This window comes from Geobacter psychrophilus, assembly GCF_056821595.1.
On sequence record NZ_JBXDTU010000004.1, the window covers coordinates 1,842,891 to 1,861,923 of the forward strand.

14 protein-coding genes are annotated in these 19,033 nt (G+C 50.5%); 11 read left to right on the plus strand and 3 right to left on the minus strand.

Annotated elements, in window-relative coordinates; translation table 11 throughout:
* The first annotated feature begins 44 nt into the window (after positions 1 to 44).
* The 11 genes from ACOCF6_RS10975 (at position 45) to ACOCF6_RS11025 (ending at position 15,445) form a co-directional block, all read left to right on the plus strand.
* Positions 45 to 1,901: an McrB family protein gene (locus tag ACOCF6_RS10975; RefSeq protein WP_482460424.1), complete on the plus strand. Its 1,857-nt coding sequence runs from the start codon at positions 45 to 47 to the stop codon at positions 1,899 to 1,901.
* Position 1,902: 1 nt separating this feature from the next.
* Entirely contained in the window at positions 1,903 to 4,398 is a 2,496-nt protein-coding gene (locus tag ACOCF6_RS10980) for a DUF2357 domain-containing protein (protein WP_482460425.1), read from the plus strand.
* A gap of 129 nt (positions 4,399 to 4,527) precedes the next feature.
* Positions 4,528 to 5,745, plus strand: coding sequence for a hypothetical protein (locus ACOCF6_RS10985; protein WP_482460426.1), 1,218 nt, complete (start codon positions 4,528 to 4,530; stop codon positions 5,743 to 5,745).
* On the plus strand, positions 5,742 to 6,287 hold the full coding sequence (locus ACOCF6_RS10990; RefSeq protein WP_482460427.1) for a condensin complex protein MksE: 546 nt from the start codon (positions 5,742 to 5,744) through the stop codon (positions 6,285 to 6,287). The genes ACOCF6_RS10985 and ACOCF6_RS10990 overlap by 4 nt, the downstream gene beginning before the upstream one ends.
* A complete protein-coding gene (locus ACOCF6_RS10995) occupies positions 6,284 to 8,998 on the plus strand; it encodes a hypothetical protein (protein WP_482460428.1) in 2,715 nt (904 codons plus the stop codon). Before ACOCF6_RS10990 ends, ACOCF6_RS10995 begins: the two co-directional genes overlap by 4 nt.
* On the plus strand, positions 8,979 to 9,839 hold the full coding sequence (locus tag ACOCF6_RS11000; protein WP_482460429.1) for a hypothetical protein: 861 nt from the start codon (positions 8,979 to 8,981) through the stop codon (positions 9,837 to 9,839). The genes ACOCF6_RS10995 and ACOCF6_RS11000 overlap by 20 nt, the downstream gene beginning before the upstream one ends.
* A 108-nt stretch (positions 9,840 to 9,947) precedes the next feature.
* A complete protein-coding gene (locus tag ACOCF6_RS11005) occupies positions 9,948 to 11,534 on the plus strand; it encodes a sigma-54-dependent transcriptional regulator (RefSeq protein ID WP_482460430.1) in 1,587 nt (528 codons plus the stop codon).
* 617 nt (positions 11,535 to 12,151) lie between these two features.
* Positions 12,152 to 13,273 carry an HAD family hydrolase gene (locus ACOCF6_RS11010; RefSeq protein WP_482460431.1) on the plus strand — a complete coding sequence of 374 codons (1,122 nt, stop codon included), beginning with the start codon at positions 12,152 to 12,154 and terminating at the stop codon, positions 13,271 to 13,273.
* Positions 13,274 to 13,276: 3 nt separating this feature from the next.
* Positions 13,277 to 13,879: a hypothetical protein gene (locus ACOCF6_RS11015; RefSeq protein WP_482460432.1), complete on the plus strand. Its 603-nt coding sequence runs from the start codon at positions 13,277 to 13,279 to the stop codon at positions 13,877 to 13,879.
* A 58-nt stretch (positions 13,880 to 13,937) separates the two neighbouring features.
* Complete coding sequence (locus ACOCF6_RS11020; protein WP_482460433.1) at positions 13,938 to 14,894, plus strand: IS1595 family transposase; 957 nt, start codon at positions 13,938 to 13,940, stop codon at positions 14,892 to 14,894.
* Complete coding sequence (locus ACOCF6_RS11025; protein WP_482460434.1) at positions 14,888 to 15,445, plus strand: hypothetical protein; 558 nt, start codon at positions 14,888 to 14,890, stop codon at positions 15,443 to 15,445. The genes ACOCF6_RS11020 and ACOCF6_RS11025 overlap by 7 nt, the downstream gene beginning before the upstream one ends.
* A gap of 211 nt (positions 15,446 to 15,656) precedes the next feature.
* On the opposite strand, the gene rbr is transcribed toward ACOCF6_RS11025, so the two are convergent.
* The 3 genes from rbr to ACOCF6_RS11040 form a co-directional block, all read right to left on the minus strand.
* Complete coding sequence (gene rbr / locus ACOCF6_RS11030; RefSeq protein ID WP_482458390.1) at positions 15,657 to 16,193, minus strand: rubrerythrin; 537 nt, start codon at positions 16,191 to 16,193, stop codon at positions 15,657 to 15,659.
* A 97-nt stretch (positions 16,194 to 16,290) separates the two neighbouring features.
* Positions 16,291 to 18,486 carry a catalase/peroxidase HPI gene (katG, locus tag ACOCF6_RS11035; protein ID WP_482458389.1) on the minus strand — a complete coding sequence of 732 codons (2,196 nt, stop codon included), beginning with the start codon at positions 18,484 to 18,486 and terminating at the stop codon, positions 16,291 to 16,293.
* A gap of 41 nt (positions 18,487 to 18,527) precedes the next feature.
* A complete protein-coding gene (locus ACOCF6_RS11040) occupies positions 18,528 to 18,965 on the minus strand; it encodes a Fur family transcriptional regulator (protein WP_482458388.1) in 438 nt (145 codons plus the stop codon).
* Positions 18,966 to 19,033 lie beyond the last annotated feature (68 nt).

Genomic DNA, 19,033 nt, shown 5'->3' on the forward strand with positions numbered 1-19,033 from the left:
GGTTTAGCAGATCATTTCAATACGAGAAGGTCGGGATAATCAAAATGGCTAAAACTGGAACCAATGCAGATTTTCGTCGTAGAACGCTAACATTAGCGACACCTTTACAAAACTCCGGCATCCGGGAGTGTTACGGGACCTCCAATTCTGCAAAGTTTGTAACAGGCGGTTTTCTTTGTGGCATTCCGAACCTTGACAATCTTGATGAATCGGTTGGAGCTCTTTGTGTGTTCTCTCGAATTCAGCTTGGCCCAGAATCGGAATTGCATACAGCTATCCTTGTCCGACAGGATCTCAATACGCTGCTGGTGCGATTAAATGCAATGATTTCAAATCCAGTTGGCGAAACATTCGGCGTCAGGAATCAAAACTGCGCAATTTTTCTTGCTACTGACGGTAAACTTTATCCGCATAATAAAGCTAAAGATACGTTTGCCCTTACAGATGAAGTACTCGCCCAACTTGGCCCAGGAGTGGTTCCAGACGCATTATACTGGTCCATTTACGGTAATGAGACCGAAGCAACTCGGGGGGCTATTTCTCAATTGGAAAAACTAATTGGACGTGAAAAACTTTCAAAGATTGAAAACTTGAATACTCTACTGCCTCCACCAGATCCAAACGCTTCGTTTGTTTTTAACAATTCAATTATAGAAGCAATTTTGCAATCTTTGGATGACGCAGCTCTTATTGTAGATGCAAATCTACTGAAACGATTTACTGCGTCATTGATAAGCAAACGCTTTCTTGTCCTTACGGGTCTCGCCGGTTCCGGAAAAACGAAAATCGCCCAGGCTTTCGCTCGCTGGATCACTCCCGATCCGGGCTGGATCGATGATGCCGATCATTCACAAGGTAAGAACCCCAACCATTATTACGCGCTTGTACCAGTCGGTGCTGATTGGACCGGCAACGAGAACATCATCGGCTACCCGAACGGCCTGGAAGCTGGAGTTTACATAACCAAGCCACCTCTTGAACTGATCCGCCACGCGCTTGACCCGGCAAACGCTGCTATCCCGCACTTCCTGATACTGGACGAAATGAATCTCTCCCATGTGGAGCGCTATTTTGCCGACATGCTTTCGGCGATAGAATCCGGCGAGGAAATACCGCTGTACGAGGGGACGGAGCGTATGGCTGACGGCGGGGCGGTGCCGCGCAAGCTGCGTTTGCCGGACAACCTGTTCATCATCGGCACGGTAAACGTGGATGAGACGACTTACATGTTCTCGCCCAAGGTCCTGGACCGCGCCAATGTAATCGAATTCAGGATGGAGCCTGCCGAGCTGGCAGCGTTTCTCGGTTCGCCCAAAGCCCCCAGGCTTGAGGAGCTGGACGGCAAAGGAACCGGTTTCGGCAGCGGATTTGTAGAGGCTGCCGGCGACAAAGGTCGGGAAGTCCCTGCAATTGTTAAAGCGGACTTTGAAGGCGAGATGTTGCTTTTCTTCAACCTGCTGCGCGAGCACAATGCCGAATTCGGTTATCGCACTAGCTATGAGACGGCACGCTTTATCCATTTTTACAATCAGCTTGGCGGTTATGCGGACGATAACAGCGACTGGTTCGACGGCGCCATGGATGCGGTCGTTGTCCAGAAGATTCTGCCCAAGCTGCATGGCTCACGGTCAAAATTGGAAGGTCTGTTGTGGGCGCTGGCCTGGGCCTGCGGGGCGGAGCGCATTGACCGGGACGGCAGAAATTTTACCGCACAGCTTCGTGAGGCAAGCCAGGCGCAGGATGAGGCGAAGTACGGGCCGGAGCTACTCTGGTCAACGCTTGCAGCAATCAATGCCGATGATCCGGCTGATGCGGCACGCTATCCGTTGAGCTTTGACAAGGTGATGCGGATGTGGCGGAAGCTGGTGCGCGATCAGTTTGTAACCTTCTCCGAGGCATAGCATGGCGGTTGCGGCGCGGCAGCGTGAATGGGTCGAGTGCAGGACCCCGGAGGGGCGTCTGCTGGCAACAGTCGAAATTGTGACGCTTGCCAGGACAGAACCTTCGTCCGTGGCGCAGAAATCGCTGGTGATGTTTTCTGCCGAGGAGGCGGGACGGAATAGTGAGGAACGCTTGCAGCTGCGGGAACGCGGCCGCTACGAATACCGCTTGAAACCTGCTGAAGGTGCATGGGACGACTTGGCGCTGCTGCCACATCGCGGAGTGCAGCCGAGCCCTGTTCTGGAAGAACAGGGAGACCGGGGTTTGATCGAACCACAGGATTACTGCGGTTTGCTGCCACTCACGGTAATCAGACGTAACTCTCCTGACATTCCTCTAGCTCGCGGCAGCGTTGAAGTACGTTCGGTCAAACTCGGCTACCGGGAGCACTACCGGGGAATGCTGTCATTCATTTCCGACAAGTGCGCCGGCCTGCTCATGGACTGCCGCGCACCCACCCGCCTGAAGCTCGATACCCTCTGGCAGAAAGACTCCCGCATCCTGGAGCAGCAGCTCGAATTTCTGCGGCATACCCTGGAATCATCTCCATTCCGCGCCGCTGTGGATGAGATCCTGCGCAATCCCCATCGGCGACTTGAGGACAACCGCGAAGAGCGCGATATCTCACGCCCTTTCAAGCCAGGCAGGGATTTTGCGCGGCAGGTTGCCACGGCTGCACGCCGCGTTTCAGTACCCGAATCCCATCCGCTTTATTCCGCCAACATTCGATCCCTCCCGGCCCGGGTCTCTGTTCAGTCGCGCACCGACTTTCTTGATACGGCAGAGAACCGCTTTATCAAGATGGTGCTGGCAGAATTCCGCGACTTTCTCGCCGATGTGGCATCACACCTGTCACGCAAACCTGCAGACCTCGAAAAACCGGAAACGCGCCGGCTGCTTGGTGATGCGAACCGGCTGCGCGGTATGCTGGAAACGCAGCTTGGCCGCGGCTTTCTTCCGGATGTCTCGGCGCCGGTTGTCGTCCCGATCGGCAGCCCTGTATTGCAGCGCAAGGCCGGCTATAGGGAGTTACTGCATTTCTGGCTGCAGTTTCATGCCGGGGCACAGCTGGTATGGGAAGGCTCTGCGGATGTTTTTCATGCCGGTGCCCGCAACGTGGCGACCCTGTATGAATACTGGCTGTTCTTTCAGTTGGAAAAACTGTTCCGGCAAAGGTTTACCTGCGAACAGCCGCTTCATTCAATAATTGTGGATAAGGACAAAGCACCACCGCAATTGATGCTCAAACGCGGCGTGGAGTTGCGGACGCCGGTTGCCGGCGTATGGTCAAACAAGGCGAGCCGTCGACTGAAAGCGGAGTTCCATTTTAACCGCAAATTTTCGCCACGGTCTGAACAAGGCAAAGCAGGCAGCTGGACGCGCGGTGTGCAGCCGGATTACACCATCAGCATCTGGCCGGCTGAGTACTCACGAGAAGAAGCTGAGCGAAACGAGCTGATGGCTCATGTCCATTTTGATGCGAAATACCGTGTCGACAACATTCGTGAACTGCTCGGCGACATAACAGACGATGAGGCATTCGAAAGAGATACGGAAGCCGTACAGGAAAACCGTACGGCGGCAAAGTATTCCGATCTGCTTAAAATGCATGCGTATCGGGATGCCGTCAGGCGTACCGCCGGAGCGTACGTCCTCTATCCCGGCAACCCGGGCGATAATATATCCCCTTACAACTGCTTTCATGAAATTTTGCCGGGACTTGGAGCCTTTGCCATCCGTCCGAATGCGGAAGGCGAGGCCAGCGGGATTGATTCAGTTGCCAAATTTCTCGACGACATCATCGAGCATCTCGCTAACCGCACCACAGCGCGGGAGCGTGTCACCTACCACCTGGCAGAAGCCTATACAGCGAATGAACAGCCGGTCAGCTATGGGTCGATGGCACTGCCGGAGTCGGACATTTACGGTCGGGATTACCGCGCTCTGCCGCCTGCAGAGGAGATGGTGCTGATCGCCTGGTATGAGAATTCTGCCCAGCTTGCGCTTGCCCGTGATGATAACGGATTCGTCTATGTGCGTCTTGGAAGGCGTCAAGGGGCACTGCATGTTCACCCCAACCTGGCTGGTGTCCGGCGAATTATCATGAGGACTCATGGCGGTGACGTGGCATCGGGGATGTTGAGCCTGCGCGAAAGCGGTTTCCGGATTTTCACGCGCTCACAGCTCCGGGTCGAATTGAAACAGCACGCGAAGGGACAGGGAGTTGCAGCCTGGGAAGCATTTGCCGGGCATGATGATGAAGAGCACATTTACGCCCTGTTCAAAACGGCCAGTGATCCTGCCTCAGAATCTCAAGGCTGGCGGGGCGAGATGCTGATGGACGAGATTGAATGTTTTGAATCGGACTTGAGAAACAAACCGGTTGTAAATGTCGGCAGAACGTCGCCCTATCCGCGCATTCTGCCACTTCGCGATGTGTTGAGGGCGAGATACTGATTACAGTTACGAAGTTATCAAAGGTAACTATCTGAAATAGTTTAAATCTGTCCTGTAGGGAATAGATGTTCCCGAAATATACTTCGGGAACATCGCAAATACCTTGTTGTCTTTAAGTGACTATGAACCATGGCTATTAATCCACAATCATTCTTCAACTTCGCCGCGCAGAATTACCCTCTTCTGCATGACATCTTCCGCAGAAGCGGCGGGATGAATGATGCTGAGCTGTCTGAACTGATACGTCGGCACCGCATTGGCCTGGAGTCCCCCGCTGCTCTTATCGATAAACTTATCAGCCTCAAGATAATCGAACCGCTGCCAGATGCCACTGCAAGCTACGAAATGACCAGAACACTTTCTGTTCTGTTCCGCTTCCTGCTGCAGGAACAGCGTCTCACCTCGACCAACGTAATCCAGGCTTACCTGGATGAACTGGAGCGTTCACAGGCAGACCTTGAGCACGCTATTCACGATGACAAGCACAGCCTGATCGAACGGGCGCTTGACGAGATAACCGAAACAATGGAGCGGATTCGCCAGGATTCACGGGCTAACCGCGAGGCGATCATTAACGAGGTGATGACCGTCAAGTCGAACCGGGACAAGCGGACTGTCTCCGAGAGATTCGAGAAAATCAATTATCTCTGGAACCATTATCTCGAACCCCTCAAAGACCTGATCGATGTCCGCAAAACCATGGACGCCTCGCTCGACGGCCTTGAGCGACTGCTGAAGCAGGGAATGGAACAGTTTCTGCTGGATGGCGCTCTGCACCGGGAATTTATCCGTTGCTCGGTTCGCCTTGTCAGGCTACGTCGCGACATGACAGCAGATTTCATGGAATCCATGCACGAAGTAGAGCCGCTCTATGTCTCCTTGAAACAGGACAGTTCACTTGCCAGGGGGGTAGCACGGGCTCTGGAACGGATTGGCCGTGAAGGAATCAGGAGCCTCAGTCTGCCAACGACACTGGCGATTCCGTCGGGGTGGCTGCGTGAAGGGTTGTTCAACAACACAGACATTGAGTCCTTTCTGCACAATGTCCGTGGCTACCAGCCACAAGAGCCACCAGTGATAGGTATTGGGGGAGAGACTCTTTCTCCACGGTTCATCCCCCCCGATGAGCTCATCGATACATTGCGGCAAGTGCTCCCTGTCGGTGATGTACTTCAGTGGCTTCTGGATCGCTATGATGGTTATCCATTCCCTGAGTTGCTGCGGGCGTATGGTCGTATCTTTGGTAGCGATGTATTTGAGGCCGGTTTTTCCAAAGAGGAAAAGTGTTACCAATTACCCGGGATAACGGTGCTCGCACGCCCGTTGGCAGTGGAGGCAATTGTATGATCGAAAATCCGTGCGATCTCCCATACCTGGATGAGATTTTCCAGCGGCTCTGCCGTGGCAGGCATATCTGTGCGGAGGATGGCAATTACTATCACGCCTTGTATGACAACTACGACCTTTACCAGCAACTGTTCGACCGCTTGGGATTCAGGCTTGAGTCGCACCCCCGGGATTTCTATTTTTTCCGGGGGGAAAAGAGCCTAAGTGACGCCAGTTCGCGAATGGCGCTGTTCATCTTCATTCTGATGGAGTTTCTCGAAGGCCAGGGGGAACCGGTAGCCGAAAGTATCCTCACCAAGGAGTTCTCGGTTGCCGATATGCCCCACTTTTCCACCGAGAGATATCGGCTCTATATGAAGGAAAGCGGTATAGCCGATCATGATGGCCTCGAAGGGGTGGTTAACAATCTGGAAAAATTCGGTTTTGCAGTGCGCAAAGGCGGCTCGTTTCGGTTCCGTTCCCCGGTGTACCGGTTTTTCGACATTTGCCATACGATCCTGCAGGCTGATCAAAGATCGTCTGAGAGCGAGGTCCCTTCATGAGCGTTGTGGGGCCCACCAGGCTGATCATCCTGAACTCAGGCAAATACGATTACGGTGAAGTGGAACTGGTTCGGCCACTCCACCTGGTCGGGCCGAACAACGTGGGAAAAACCTCCCTTATTGCAGCCTTGCAATTTCTCTATATCGATGATCAGCGATACATGCATTTCTCCCGGGATATGGATGACACCAGGCGTTACTATTTCCCTGATCCGAACAGTTACATTCTGTTCGAGTGTCTGACTCCCACCGGCTATCGGGTAGTCGGCGTCCAGGGGCTTGGCCCCCTCAAACGGTACGAATTCAGAAGATTCAGTTATCAGGGAAAGTTCGATATCACCGACTTTCTGGATGAGGCAAATAAGCTGCGCCAGGAAGACGAAATCCGGGGGCTCCTGGCCGATCGGGACTACCGGAAGCTGGAGCCTAATCAGTTGAAGGCCGCATTGACCGGCAGTGGCGACAACAACGGTGTTCATCTCGGTCTGGTGCCTACCCGCGATAGTGACGCCTATCGCCGGTTTCGCCGGGTGTTCAGCAACCTGCTCCGGTTGGCCCATTTGAGTCAGGAAGACCTAAAGCGTTTCCTGTACGAAATATACGAGTCCGAGTTCAAGCAAAAGAGCATCGATCTCGAAACCGGCTATTCAAGCCAGTTTGAAAAAGTGAAGCGACTGGCCGACGAGGTGCGTGGACTGCAGGCGGTGGCCGATGATATCCGGCGGGCACTTCTTTTGGCCGCCGAACGTGACGAGATCCGGGGGAATCTGCCGCTGCTGTTCACCCATATCGGCTGCGCCTGGGAAGTAATCCGGACCGAGCTTGTCGAGACGCGGGAAAAGCTGAATCTGCAAATGGAACAACTTGCCGGCAAGGAAAGTCAGGCAAAAGAAGAGTACCGGGAAACCGAGCAGTCAATGAGGTCGATCGACCAGCAATTGGGAGCGCTCAAGAGGGATCTTAAGAATATTGAACAGGAGAAAGCTGAATTCAGGGATTATCTGGCAGATATAGAGGATGCCAAGATTGCCAATCTTAAGACACAGATCGAGGAAATCGGCTACTTATTGAAAAATGCCGTGCAGGAGCCCGCCACCAGGGTAGCTGCACGTATAAGAATGCAAGAAAAGGATCTATCCGCCCAACGGGGTCTTCTGGAAGGGATCTCGCGAACAGTAGCAACAAAACTAAAGGGCTTGTGTGGAGAGACCGATCTGAAGAAGGCGTTCCGGCTCCTGAACCATAAGGTACTCAGCCTGCAGTTAGGTTCCGACGGTTTGCAGATCAATGATGAAGCCGGTCTGCAAGCTAGGGTCAAGGCCATCTCGGATAAAATCTACGATGATGTGTACCAAGACAGCGCCGTTACATTATCCCTTGGCGCACTTGACCCGCCGTGTCTCGAAGAATACACCGATCCGGCATTGATCGCCGAAAAAATAAAGGTGCTCGAAGAAGCGGTGACGCGAGATAGAAAGACGTTGCAGGCCGCGGAAGAGACTGAAAAACTTGCTCACCGGAAAAAGGCGTTGGAGCAGGAGTACGAAGAATTCAGGGAAAGATTCCGCCGTTTTTCAGTTTTCCAGGAGAACCTGACCAAAGCCAGGGAATGGCAAAAGGATCATGATCAGCTGGAAAAGAAGAGTTTCCACTATGTCGACCGGCTGAACCAATTGCGGGAAATGCAGCGAGAGATAGACAGAGACCGGTCCGGGATTCAGGTGCGCCTGGGTCAAGCAGCCGCGAAAGAAAAGAAATATTTGGAGGATATCCGTTCATTGCAGCGTCCGGATCAGTCATGGGCAACATGCGGAACTCTCCAACTCCCCACTTCGTTCGAAGAGATGCACGTCCTCTATCTGGAATTATCTGCCAAGCAGAAGACCCTTGATGTCGAACTGGGAAACAGACTGCTGGTGATTGACAGCCGGACGTACGGTCGCAGCAAAGGCGACTGTGAGGCGGAGACGTTGCGTATTCTGGGAGAGGAGTTGGATGCACTCGCCCAAAAAGAAGAAGCTGCAGAAAAACTATGGTCCGGACTTGCTGCCGGACTGCAGAGCTCCATCAAAAATATACTCGGCGATCTGGATAGACTGCGGGGAAAGGTCGAAGACCTCAACCGCCAGCTGAGCAAGGTTTCCGTTTCTAATCTCCAGAGACTGCGCTTGGAGCTTGATGAGAATGATCAATTGGTGCCATGGCTCAAGAAGGTCATCCGTCAGGAGGATTCTCCTCTTTTCGCCTCTACTCAGGACACAAGCGAGGCGTACGGCTGCATCGGAGAATTTTTGAAGAAATCGGGACGTATCGAATTGCGCCAGCTCTTCGAGCTCAAGTTCGTCGTGACTACGGCAGACGGTAAAGAACGAGAGTACCCGAAACTGGAAAGCATCGAGTCCAATGGCACTACCATAACCATCAAGGTACTCATTAATCTGATGCTGCTGCGAGGGCTTCTGGACAACCGCAAAGAGGTCAGTATCCCGTACTACCTCGACGAGGCATCAAGTCTTGACCAAGACAACGCCAGCGCCATTGTCCGGCAGTCGCGTATACTGGGTTTTACCCCGGTCCTCGCCAGCCCGGAAGCAATGGATGCCGCCGATAACCTCTATTTCCTCAAGGACAACGGCGGCAGGCTCATCCTTGATTCAAGCGCTTTGGTGCGAATACACCGGGAGGAGAACGATGAAGCCTGGCCCGGTTGATTCCCTGGCAAAACAGCTGACTATCCTTTCTGATAGTTATTCGTTGCCTGCCAGCAGCATCTCCGGAAGAGACCGGTTGCGACTGCAGAGCCTTTTTGATGCCGGCGTTATCGAAGAAGTACGGTCGGGGGCCGGACGGCGCCTAATCGTGACGAACCAGGCAGCACTGCAGGCTTTTATACAATCACTTTACCCGTCGGGACTGGAAGGGTTAAAGGGATATCTCCCGGCGAGAAGTAAGGCCGTTGCCGAGCGTAAGGACTCTAAGAAAGCATCTGGCAAAGCTCCGACAACGATCCTGATCCGCGGGTTTAATTTGTGTACTTTCTACAAAGACAGTTCACAGCTGCCAGTAGCTGAGTGGACCGAGAGTGCGGGTATTGCAGCTCTTTGCCTGGATTCGATGGAAGGTTGGCAATGCCAGGGGACATTGGGCCTGGTGGAGAATTTGGAAACCTTTTGGCATATCGAGAAAATAGCCCCGTTTGTCGATCTGGCAATTTATGCTGAGGGGAGAATAGGTACCGATGTTCTCGATTGGCTGAGCTCTCCGGGGATGGTTGCCACACAGGTTATTCACTTTCCTGATTATGATCCCGTGGGCATGGACGAGTTTTTGAGAATTAAAGGTGCCTGTCCGGAGAGATCGGAACTATACCGCCCACCTGATCTGGAGATGCTATTTGCACGCTATGGAAAGGCAAAATTGCTACAGGATAGCGTGGCTGTGTTGGCAAGATTGCGGAAGAGTACCGACGCTGATGTGCGTTATGTTGTTGGTTTGATGGATCAATATGGGGTTGGCTTAGAGCAGGAAGGGCTGTTGATAAATTGTCTTTGATGCGCTTGGATTGTTTGTGCAGTCGTAACGAATCATCTGGCATGTATATATTTTCATTTCCCCAATCCATATCGCGCTGAGTGATTGAGGAAGCCAAAGGACAGTAACATGTCTCATGCATACAAAAAAATATTGGTATCCTGGGTTGCACGCTCAAACGACCCGTATGAATGGGATGCGAAAAACGCCCGTGTTCCAGTTAATGAGGCTAACCATCCGATCTATGGTCCGACGCTAACATTGCTTCTTGATCAACAGTCCGAGTATCAAGATATACGCAAGGCATTTTTTTTCTATAGAACTGCATCAGATGCTGAAGCGCTAAACGGTATTCGCAGTGTCCTGAAAAAACAACGCCCAAATTTCCAGTTTGAAGCTCTTCCATGGGAAGGAAACGATCCGACAGATCACAAAGCACTTTTCAACTATATGCAACCGGAACTGAAACGAATACGGGAGCACCACCCGGATGATGAGCTTGTAATCAACGTTAGTCCAGGTACGCCTGCCATGCATACTGTTTGGGTGCTTCTTGCCGAAGTAGGATATATCCGGCAACCGGTAACGCTCGTCCAGTGCCATCGTTCACGAGAACGCAATGGTCGTCCACCAGTTGAGAGGATATCAATAGGGGTTGAAAACTATTTCAAACAATATCAGGACACCATGAGTTGCTTGAATGAACAGTCCGATTCGACTGTTTCATGGAATCCACTCGACTTCCGTTCGGAAAAGCTGAAAGCACTCGAACGTGAAGCCCGCAGGTTTGCTAAAGTTAAAACCCCTGTTCTGATACTGGGTGAGAGAGGAACAGGAAAAAGTACGTGGGCTGTTTGGATTCGTTCAAATAGCCCCTATAGACGACTGAAAAAAAATTGGGTGGGAGTTGCTTGTGGACAATTTACCTCCGACCTAATGCGTTCAGAATTGTTCGGGCATGTAAATGGTGCATTTACCGGAGCTGAAAAAGACAAGACCGGTTTATTAAAGCGGATGGACAATGATACCCTTTTTCTTGATGAAATCGGGGATATCGACGCTGATACACAGAGACTCTTGATAAAAGCTCTGGAGGAAAAAGAATTTCAGCCGTTAGGCAGCGAACATTCCGAGAAAAGCGATTTCAGGTTGATTACAGCGACCAATCGTCCTCTTGAATGTTTGTATAAGGAAATACACAGGGATTTCTTTGACCGGATAAGCCCATTAATTCTAACAATACCGCCGCTGAGAGAAACTCCTGAAGACATACCATGGATTTGGCGAGATGTTTATGCACATGCGCAATCACTTGCAGGCGTAGATCGCAGTAAAGCAGTATTCAGCAAAGTCGATCATGCAGGTATTGTTCGCTATCTGCAATGCCACTCCCTGCCTGGCAACTACCGCGATCTCTACCGCGTTGCATATCGCTTAATTGCATTTCTCAATGATTGTGATGCCAAAGAAAATCCTGAAGATGCGTTACACTACGCCTTGTCATCAATACAGTCGACTTCAAATGAACCATCAGCATTGTCCGGCGCTGCCCTGCCAACCTTGAATGAAGGTTTCTCGATTGAAGCGTACCTTTCAGATATTCGGCGCAATTTGATTCTTCATGCGTTGGAACAATCTTCCGGCAACCAACGAAAAGCAGCTGCTCTTCTCGCGATCTCTCCCCAAGCGATCAGTAAATTCAAAAAGTCACCGTGATGTTATCGATAGTCCAAGCGATAAACGTCATCGTCGCATACAGAATCAACTTAAGTTGTCATCATAAGTAGATTTATAACGAATTGCCGTGTTTTATCTTGTGACTTTGTTTAGTGTTTTTAGCCTGTTAACAGTTATTGTTCTGATTGGCACGCTCCTGGCTATAACGATATCAAACTTGTCAGGAGGCACTAATGGATACAAGATTTGACAAAATGATCAGGCGTGTGGGACAGGGATTCTATTTCAGCTACATTGGCACAGTAAGGGATGCTGTTGCTTGCGGTTCCCTTGAATCTCTGATTCGGAGGGTTAACAATAGCCGGAAAGACATTGTCACCGTTGAGTTCCGTCTCAGGGCAATGGCCTCGGCAGTCCGCCAAGGTTATGCACGATAGGAGGGGAACAAACATGACACCTACAGGACAGGAATACCAGCAGATTTATCCGGATCGTTTCAAGGATGGGAAAATATACTGTGCGTGCGGCTCAAGTAATATCCGTGCATTTTGTGCACCTGCCAATACTGGAGACATTTTCTATGCCTGTGCAAGTTGCAAGACGACACTATTCACTGGAACAATTTACGAAAAGTATCCGATAACGGGGGTGAGGTGGTGAAAAAGATCAAACTGGCAGTATTCGATATGGAGGGAACGCTTCTCAAGCGTTCATGTCGTTTCGATTTTATCAAGTACCGCTTCCCCCAAAACTGGAAGAATCTATGTCTCTGCCATGGGGAGGCCGTATTGGCGACAAAGCAGTTCAGCAGCGCATGGACACTTTTGTGTGATTTGCTTGGACCTGAAGCGAGCAAAAAGAATCAGGCAAACTGGGAAAGGTGGCGGGATGGCGGCTATCCCGGTTACAGCGAGTGGGTCATTGACACCATTAAGCTGCACAAAGAGTACAGGCTCACCAAGGAGTTGTTCGATGCCGTTATTCATGACTCAGCAGAATATTTTTCTGGCGTTTCAGAAACATTCCAGGCATTGCGAGCGCACGGTATCACCATCGCCCTGGTTTCCGGCGGACTGAAAGCAATGGCCGACCGGGTTTCACTTGATTTCAACCTTGAACATTGCTTCACATCTGCAGAATATTTCTGGAATCCTGACGGGACAATCCGCCACTGGAATTGTCAGCCAAGCGATTTCATCCACAAAAAGCATCTTGTGAAACTGCTGCTTCATGATCTGGGTTTTTCAAAGGAGGAGGCCGTATTCATAGGTGATGGCGGTAATGATCGTGAGGCTGCCCAGTATGTAGGACGCTCAATAGGATTCAACCCGAAACAGCACCATGAGTTTTTCTGGGATACTGTTGTAAGAGGTGATGACCTACAACAGGTGCTTGAACCACTTGGATTCCAAACAACTGAATCAGTCAGCAACAGCAAGCGTTCAAGATCTGATAACACCAGGCCTGATCAATCAACCAAAACAGCATTCAGAAAATTCTTGGTTGAGCATGGCGGTCTGACGGAAAACTCATCCCGCTCCTACATTACATATCTGAACAGTATCCTCATCAATATGCAGGGAGCTAAGGCCGAAACTTCTAGCAGTCGAACACCGCTCCAATTACTTGTTGAAGTTGCAAAAACGGCAAAATCAGAAGCCTCATTCATCAAGGCGCTATCAAAACCCTTGTCTGGTCCTGAAGGAAGAATTGGCGATCTTACATCAACGGCGAAACAATTTTACCGGTTTACTCATTCGCTCGTAACGGAAGGATAAAATATGGAAAACCGTGAAACCCTCCTTGCTCGGTATATGGTCGGTCGTTACCGCCTTGGGTATGAAAATCTAGCTTTCTACCTTGCCGGGGCTTTGTTTGAGAAAATAATCGATAATAAATTGTTAACCCAGGAAACATTGAGCGCTTATGAACTAAACAGGATAAGCTTAGAAGACAAAATCGATCGGTTAAGAGATGAGGTTCTCAGGAATGATGCTCTCTACAGTGATCAATGGAGAGATATTTTTTGCTGGTACATGGATACTGATCAAAGACCTGCACTTAGAAAGCCGCTTTCACAAAACACTGATGCCGTTAGAAAAAGATTGCATAATTTTAGATACTTAAGAAATTCGATTATGCACGGCAGTTTGGAGAGAATGCGAGATGATGAAGATAACAAAAAAGAGAATCTCATAACGTATGTCTGGCGTGAGTTGGCACCTAAATCATTTGAAATGGCATACCCGCATCGCCACGAACGAGGCGGCATTATCAGCTCTATGCAGGAACATACCGCTGATTACCTTGTGAGAGATATTGATGAGATTGATATAAAACCAAACCTGAGTAGTACTAATCTCCGGCTTTCCAGCCGGGCATGACATATTGTGACTTATGCCTGTAGTATCTTCACGGTATCCCAATTATTGGAGGTACACCGTGAAGATGAATCGAATCCAGTTGCAGCCAGGCATGAGTCTAAATCAACTCCTTGCCAAGTATGGCGATGAACAACAGTGCGAAGCAGCTCTTGAGGATGCTCGCTGGCCTGAAGGTTTTCGGTGTCCAAAGTGCAGCAGTGAAAACCACTACAGATACCGACGGAACGCTCAGCGGGTGTTTCAGTGTTGCAACTGCCGGACACAGACGTCGTTGACTGAGGGTACTATCTTTCACTCAACGAAACTTCCTCTGACTATTTGGTTCCAGGCCATGTACTTTCTGACTCAGAACAAGAACAACGTATCAACCCTTGAGCTCAGGCGTTTACTTGGCATCAGCTATCCGGCGGCCTGGAGAATGAAGCACAAGCTCATGCAGGTAATGTTTGAGCGAGAAAGCACAACCAGACTTTCAAACCGGGTCGAGGTTGATGATGCCTATCTCGGAGGAGAAAACCCCGGGGGAAAGACCGGGCGCGGCTCTGAAAACAAAGTACCTTTCATTGCCGCAGTCCAAACCAACAACCAGAACAACCCCTTGTACGCTGTCTTCTCTCGGGTCAAGGCGTTTACCCGTGAAGAAACAATTGCCTGGGCTGACAGATCGCTTGTTCCTTCAGCGACCGTAGTATCAGATGGCCTATGGTGTTTCCAGGCCGTTACAGAGAGTGGTTGTTCTCATCAGCGTGAAGTTGTTGGTCAAGGACGTAAAAGCACTGACTTGGAATGTTTTACCTGGGTCAATACCATCCTTGGAAACTTGAAGACCGCCATCAACGGAACCTACCATGCCTTTGACTTTGAAAAATACGCTCACCGGTATCTTGGTGAATATCAATATCGCTTCAACCGCCGCTTCGATCTGGCAAGGATGCTCACTCGTCTGGTCAGCGCAACAGTCAGGACAGGCAAGCGCCCAGAGGCTTGGTTGCGGTTAGCGGGAGATCAGTGCTAATCAGGAAACCAAAAGACAAAAAAGTTGCCTTCGCTAAAGATGAGCCCCTTAAAATCCTTAGTGAAGATTTTGAAAATTTATATAAATTGCGTCGTAAGTTAGTGCCTTTCAAAAACTTTCTCGAAAACTGGGTGAACCAGTTCGGTCTATTTACTGATATTCTCACAACAATTGATACGACAAGCGGCTATATCTGGTTACCGCTTACAAGAAAAGACCCCGCAACAAAGACCGGAATTTTGACATGTTCAGTCTCAATGCTTGCAACACCGCTTGATTTCAGGATTTATATGGATTTTGGTGGGCGAGCAAAAGAAGAGCGAAAATTGTATTACCGTTTTATAAATAGTGATGAATATCTCCAGTTTGTTGAACAGAACACACAATCCGATCTGAAAGTTTTTGATATAGATTGGTACAGCCACAAGTTCAATATTCGTAACGCTGATACGAATTGGATTGATAACAGACTGGCATCCATAGAATCAGCAACATCAAAGATTGACATGTTGCCTGATGCGTATTCCGGTGAATCCGACCAAAGAAACTGACGTGATGCCGACCGGTGTTCCGGTCTGATGCCGACCAGCGAACCACTGATGCCGACAAGTTGGTAGTAATATCGCGAGGCGTTTATTGTTTTGTCACAATTTATGTGAGCTCCCCACTATCCAGAGGGGAGCTCTTTCTCAAAATAACCACATCTCTTTGCACCAAATCATATTTGATTCAACCATGTCAAACCATATCGCTTCATGAGCATTAATAGTGATCTTCAATCAGCTCAAAATATGCCTGCGGATGCTTGCAGACTGGGCACATTTTTAACGCTTCCTTGCTTTCATGAATGTGACCGCAGTTGCGGCATTTCCATCTGGCAGTTTCACCCTTCACGAAGAATTCTCCGGTTTCAACCTCTTCCAGCAGTTTGAGGTAGCGCTCCTTGTGCGCTTTTTCGATCTTGCCGATAGCCTCAAAAACATAGGAAATGTCGTTAAAGCCCTCTTCCTTGGCTTCCTTGGCCATGCGCGGATACATTTCTGTATGTTCCTCAAATTCTCCCGCTGCCGCTGCTTTCAAGTTGTCTATTGTTGAGCCAATACCGTTAAGGTATTTAAAGTGCAGTTTGGCGTGCTCTTTCTCATTATCAGCAGTTTCTAAAAAATATTCCGCAATTTTTTCATACCCTTCCTTTTTGGCTACTGAAGCAAAGTACGTATACTTGTTTCGAGCCTGTGATTCCCCGGCAAAAGCCTCCATAAGATTTTTCTCTGTTTTGGTTCCTTTGATTTCTGGCATGTGGTATTCCTCCGGTAATTTTATTCCTTCATGGCGCGCATGATCAGGTTGAAGTATTCTTGAGTGCCAACAAACCCCTTGAGACGCTTATGTGCGATCAGACAAGGTCGAAACGGTCAAGGTTCATTACTTTGTCCCAAGCTGCCACAAAATCGTTCAGGAACTTTTCCTGAGAGTCCTGACATCCATAAACTTCTGCCAAAGCCCTGAGTTGGGAGTTTGAACCAAAGATGAGGTCAACACGGGTGCCGGTCCATTTGAGTTCACCAGTTGCGCGATCACGTCCCTCGAACAGGTCGTCGGCATCCGAAGCCGCCTTCCACGTGGTGCCCATATCAAGCAGATTCACGAAGAAGTCATTATTGAGCGTTTCTGGTTGCTTGGTGAAAAGTCCGTGTCGGGACTGTCCGAAATTGGTATTTAATACGCGCAAACCGCCAATGAGTACCGTCATCTCTGGAGCAGTCAGCGTCAGCAATTGTGCCCGATCAATCAACAGTTCCTCTGCCGATACGGCATATTTGGTTTTGAGGTAGTTACGGAATCCATCTGCAGTCGGCTCGAGTACGGCAAACGACTCTATGTCGGTTTGCTCCTGAAGTGCATCCGTGCGCCCCGGCGCAAAAGGAACGGTCACAGCGTAGCCGGCATTCTTCGCCGCTTGCTCGACGCCTGCGCATCCCCCAAGAACAATCAGGTCGGCGAGTGAAACCATCTTCCCGCCTGACTGCTCATTGTTGAACACATTCTGGATTCCTTCGAGGATCTGCAGCACTGTTCCCAGTTGGGCGGGTTGATTGACTTCCCAGTCCTTCTGCGGAGCGAGGCGCAAACGCGCTCCGTTCGCCCCGCCACGCTTGTCGGAGCCGCGGAACGTGGATGCTGATGCCCAGGCCGTCGATACCAGTTGATAAATGGACAGTCCCGAAGCGAGAACTTTGCCCTTGAGGTTGGCAATATCCCGCTCATCAATCAAATTGTGAGTGGCAGCGGGAACAGGGTCTTGCCAGATCAGTTCCTCCGCCGGAACCTCCGGGCCGAGGTAGCGCGAGCGGGGGCCCATGTCGCGGTGGGTCAGTTTGAACCACGCCCTGGCGAAGGCATCCGCGAATTGATCAGGGTTCTGCTGGTAGTTCCGCGCAATCGGTTCATAGATCGGGTCAAAGCGAAGCGAGAGATCTGCTGTGGTCATCATCGGCCGGTGCTTCTTTGAGGGGTCGTGTGCGTCATCTACCATATCCTCATCGGCCACGTCCTTGGCCAGCCACTGGTTCGCGCCGGCTGGACTCTTGACCAGTTCCCACTCGTATTTGAACAGCACATTCAGATAGCCCATGTCCCACTTGATAGGGTTCGGCTTCCAGGCACCCTCGATACCGCTGCTGATAGTATCGCCGCCTTTGCCGCTTCCAAAGTTACTGATCCAGCCGAGCCCCTGCTCTTCGATGGGGGCTCCTTCTGGTTCAGGACCCACATGCGTTGCAGGTCCGGCACCGTGACACTTGCCAAAGGTGTGACCTCCGGCGATAAGTGCAACTGTCTCTTCGTCGTTCATGGCCATGCGTGCAAAGGTTTCTCGAACGTCACGCCCCGATGCCACCGGATCCGGGTTGCCGTTCGGCCCTTCCGGGTTCACATAGATCAGCCCCATTTGTACAGCGGCAAGAGGAGTCTCGAGTTTCCGGTCACTGGCGTAGCGCTTGTCTCCAAGCCACGTATCCTCTGACCCCCAATAAATGTCTTCTTCGGGCTCCCAGACATCTTCACGTCCGCCACCGAAGCCAAATGTTTTAAAGCCCATCGACTCCAGAGCACAGTTGCCGGTCAGAATCATCAGGTCAGCCCAAGAGATTTTTTTGCCATATTTCTGCTTGATCGGCCAAAGCAAACGGCGTGCCTTGTCGAGGTTGACGTTGTCCGGCCAACTGTTGAGCGGTGCAAAACGCTGCGAACCGGAGGATGCGCCGCCGCGGCCATCGCCGGTGCGGTAGGTGCCTGCGCTGTGCCACGCCATACGGATGAAAAGCCCCCCGTAGTGACCGTAATCAGCAGGCCACCACTCCTGCGAGTCGGTCATCAGTGCATAGAGGTCCTTTTTAAGCGCCTCCAGATCAAGTTTTTTAAATTCTGCAGTGTAGTTAAACTCCTCGCCCATCGGGTTAATCATTGTGGAGTTCTGATGAAGAATCCTGAGGTTCAACTGGTTCGGCCACCAGTCCCGGTTCGAGGTGCCACCTCCGGCAACCTGTTTGCTGCTTCTGCCCGTGACCGGGCATTTGCTGTCTGTACTCATCTCCGTTCTCCTTTCACTGTTGTTGAAACATAATGTTACAGTTACTCATTCAAACAATCCTTACAGACACCGTAGATTACGACGTTTCTGGTATCAATCCGACCCCAGTCGTCAATGTTCTCGGGTAGAGGAGCGGTATCGACCTCTTGCCAGATGAAATCAATTATCTTGCTGCATGTTCTGCAAATCAGGTGATGGTGTTGATAGCGGGCTACCTCAAACCGGGCAAGGCTGTGAACGGTATCAACTTTTTTTGCGAATCCATGCTGCTCAAAAGTTGCAAGCGTCCGGTAGACGGTGTCCAGTGACATTGACGGAAAGGCTTCGTGTAGCCTCTGGTAAAGTGCTTCCGCAGTTGGATGGTCCGTTGACAAAGCTAACTCACGATATATTACAAAGCGCTGATTCGTGAACCGTATCCCTGCGTCCCGGCAGGTGCGCTTGAACTTTATAAGGAGGTTTTCTTCAGTGTCTGACATAATGGGTTTGTTACCAGTCTATTTAAGAATAATTCTTATAAAGATACTATCACAAAAAAAGGTTTCGT

Bases quoted from the DNA above. Each gene is read 5' to 3' on its own strand.
- ACOCF6_RS10975 (WP_482460424.1), top strand. From the start codon at position 45: ATGGCTAAAACTGGAACCAATGCAGATTTTCGTCGTAGAACGCTAACA.
- ACOCF6_RS10980 (WP_482460425.1), top strand. From the start codon at position 1,903: ATGGCGGTTGCGGCGCGGCAGCGTGAATGGGTCGAGTGCAGGACCCCG.
- ACOCF6_RS10985 (WP_482460426.1), top strand. From the start codon at position 4,528: ATGGCTATTAATCCACAATCATTCTTCAACTTCGCCGCGCAGAATTAC.
- ACOCF6_RS10990 (WP_482460427.1), top strand. From the start codon at position 5,742: ATGATCGAAAATCCGTGCGATCTCCCATACCTGGATGAGATTTTCCAG.
- ACOCF6_RS10995 (WP_482460428.1), top strand. From the start codon at position 6,284: ATGAGCGTTGTGGGGCCCACCAGGCTGATCATCCTGAACTCAGGCAAA.
- ACOCF6_RS11000 (WP_482460429.1), top strand. From the start codon at position 8,979: ATGAAGCCTGGCCCGGTTGATTCCCTGGCAAAACAGCTGACTATCCTT.
- ACOCF6_RS11005 (WP_482460430.1), top strand. From the start codon at position 9,948: ATGTCTCATGCATACAAAAAAATATTGGTATCCTGGGTTGCACGCTCA.
- ACOCF6_RS11015 (WP_482460432.1), top strand. From the start codon at position 13,277: ATGGAAAACCGTGAAACCCTCCTTGCTCGGTATATGGTCGGTCGTTAC.
- rbr (WP_482458390.1), bottom strand. From the start codon at position 16,193: ATGCCAGAAATCAAAGGAACCAAAACAGAGAAAAATCTTATGGAGGCT.
- katG (WP_482458389.1), bottom strand. From the start codon at position 18,486: ATGAGTACAGACAGCAAATGCCCGGTCACGGGCAGAAGCAGCAAACAG.
- ACOCF6_RS11040 (WP_482458388.1), bottom strand. From the start codon at position 18,965: ATGTCAGACACTGAAGAAAACCTCCTTATAAAGTTCAAGCGCACCTGC.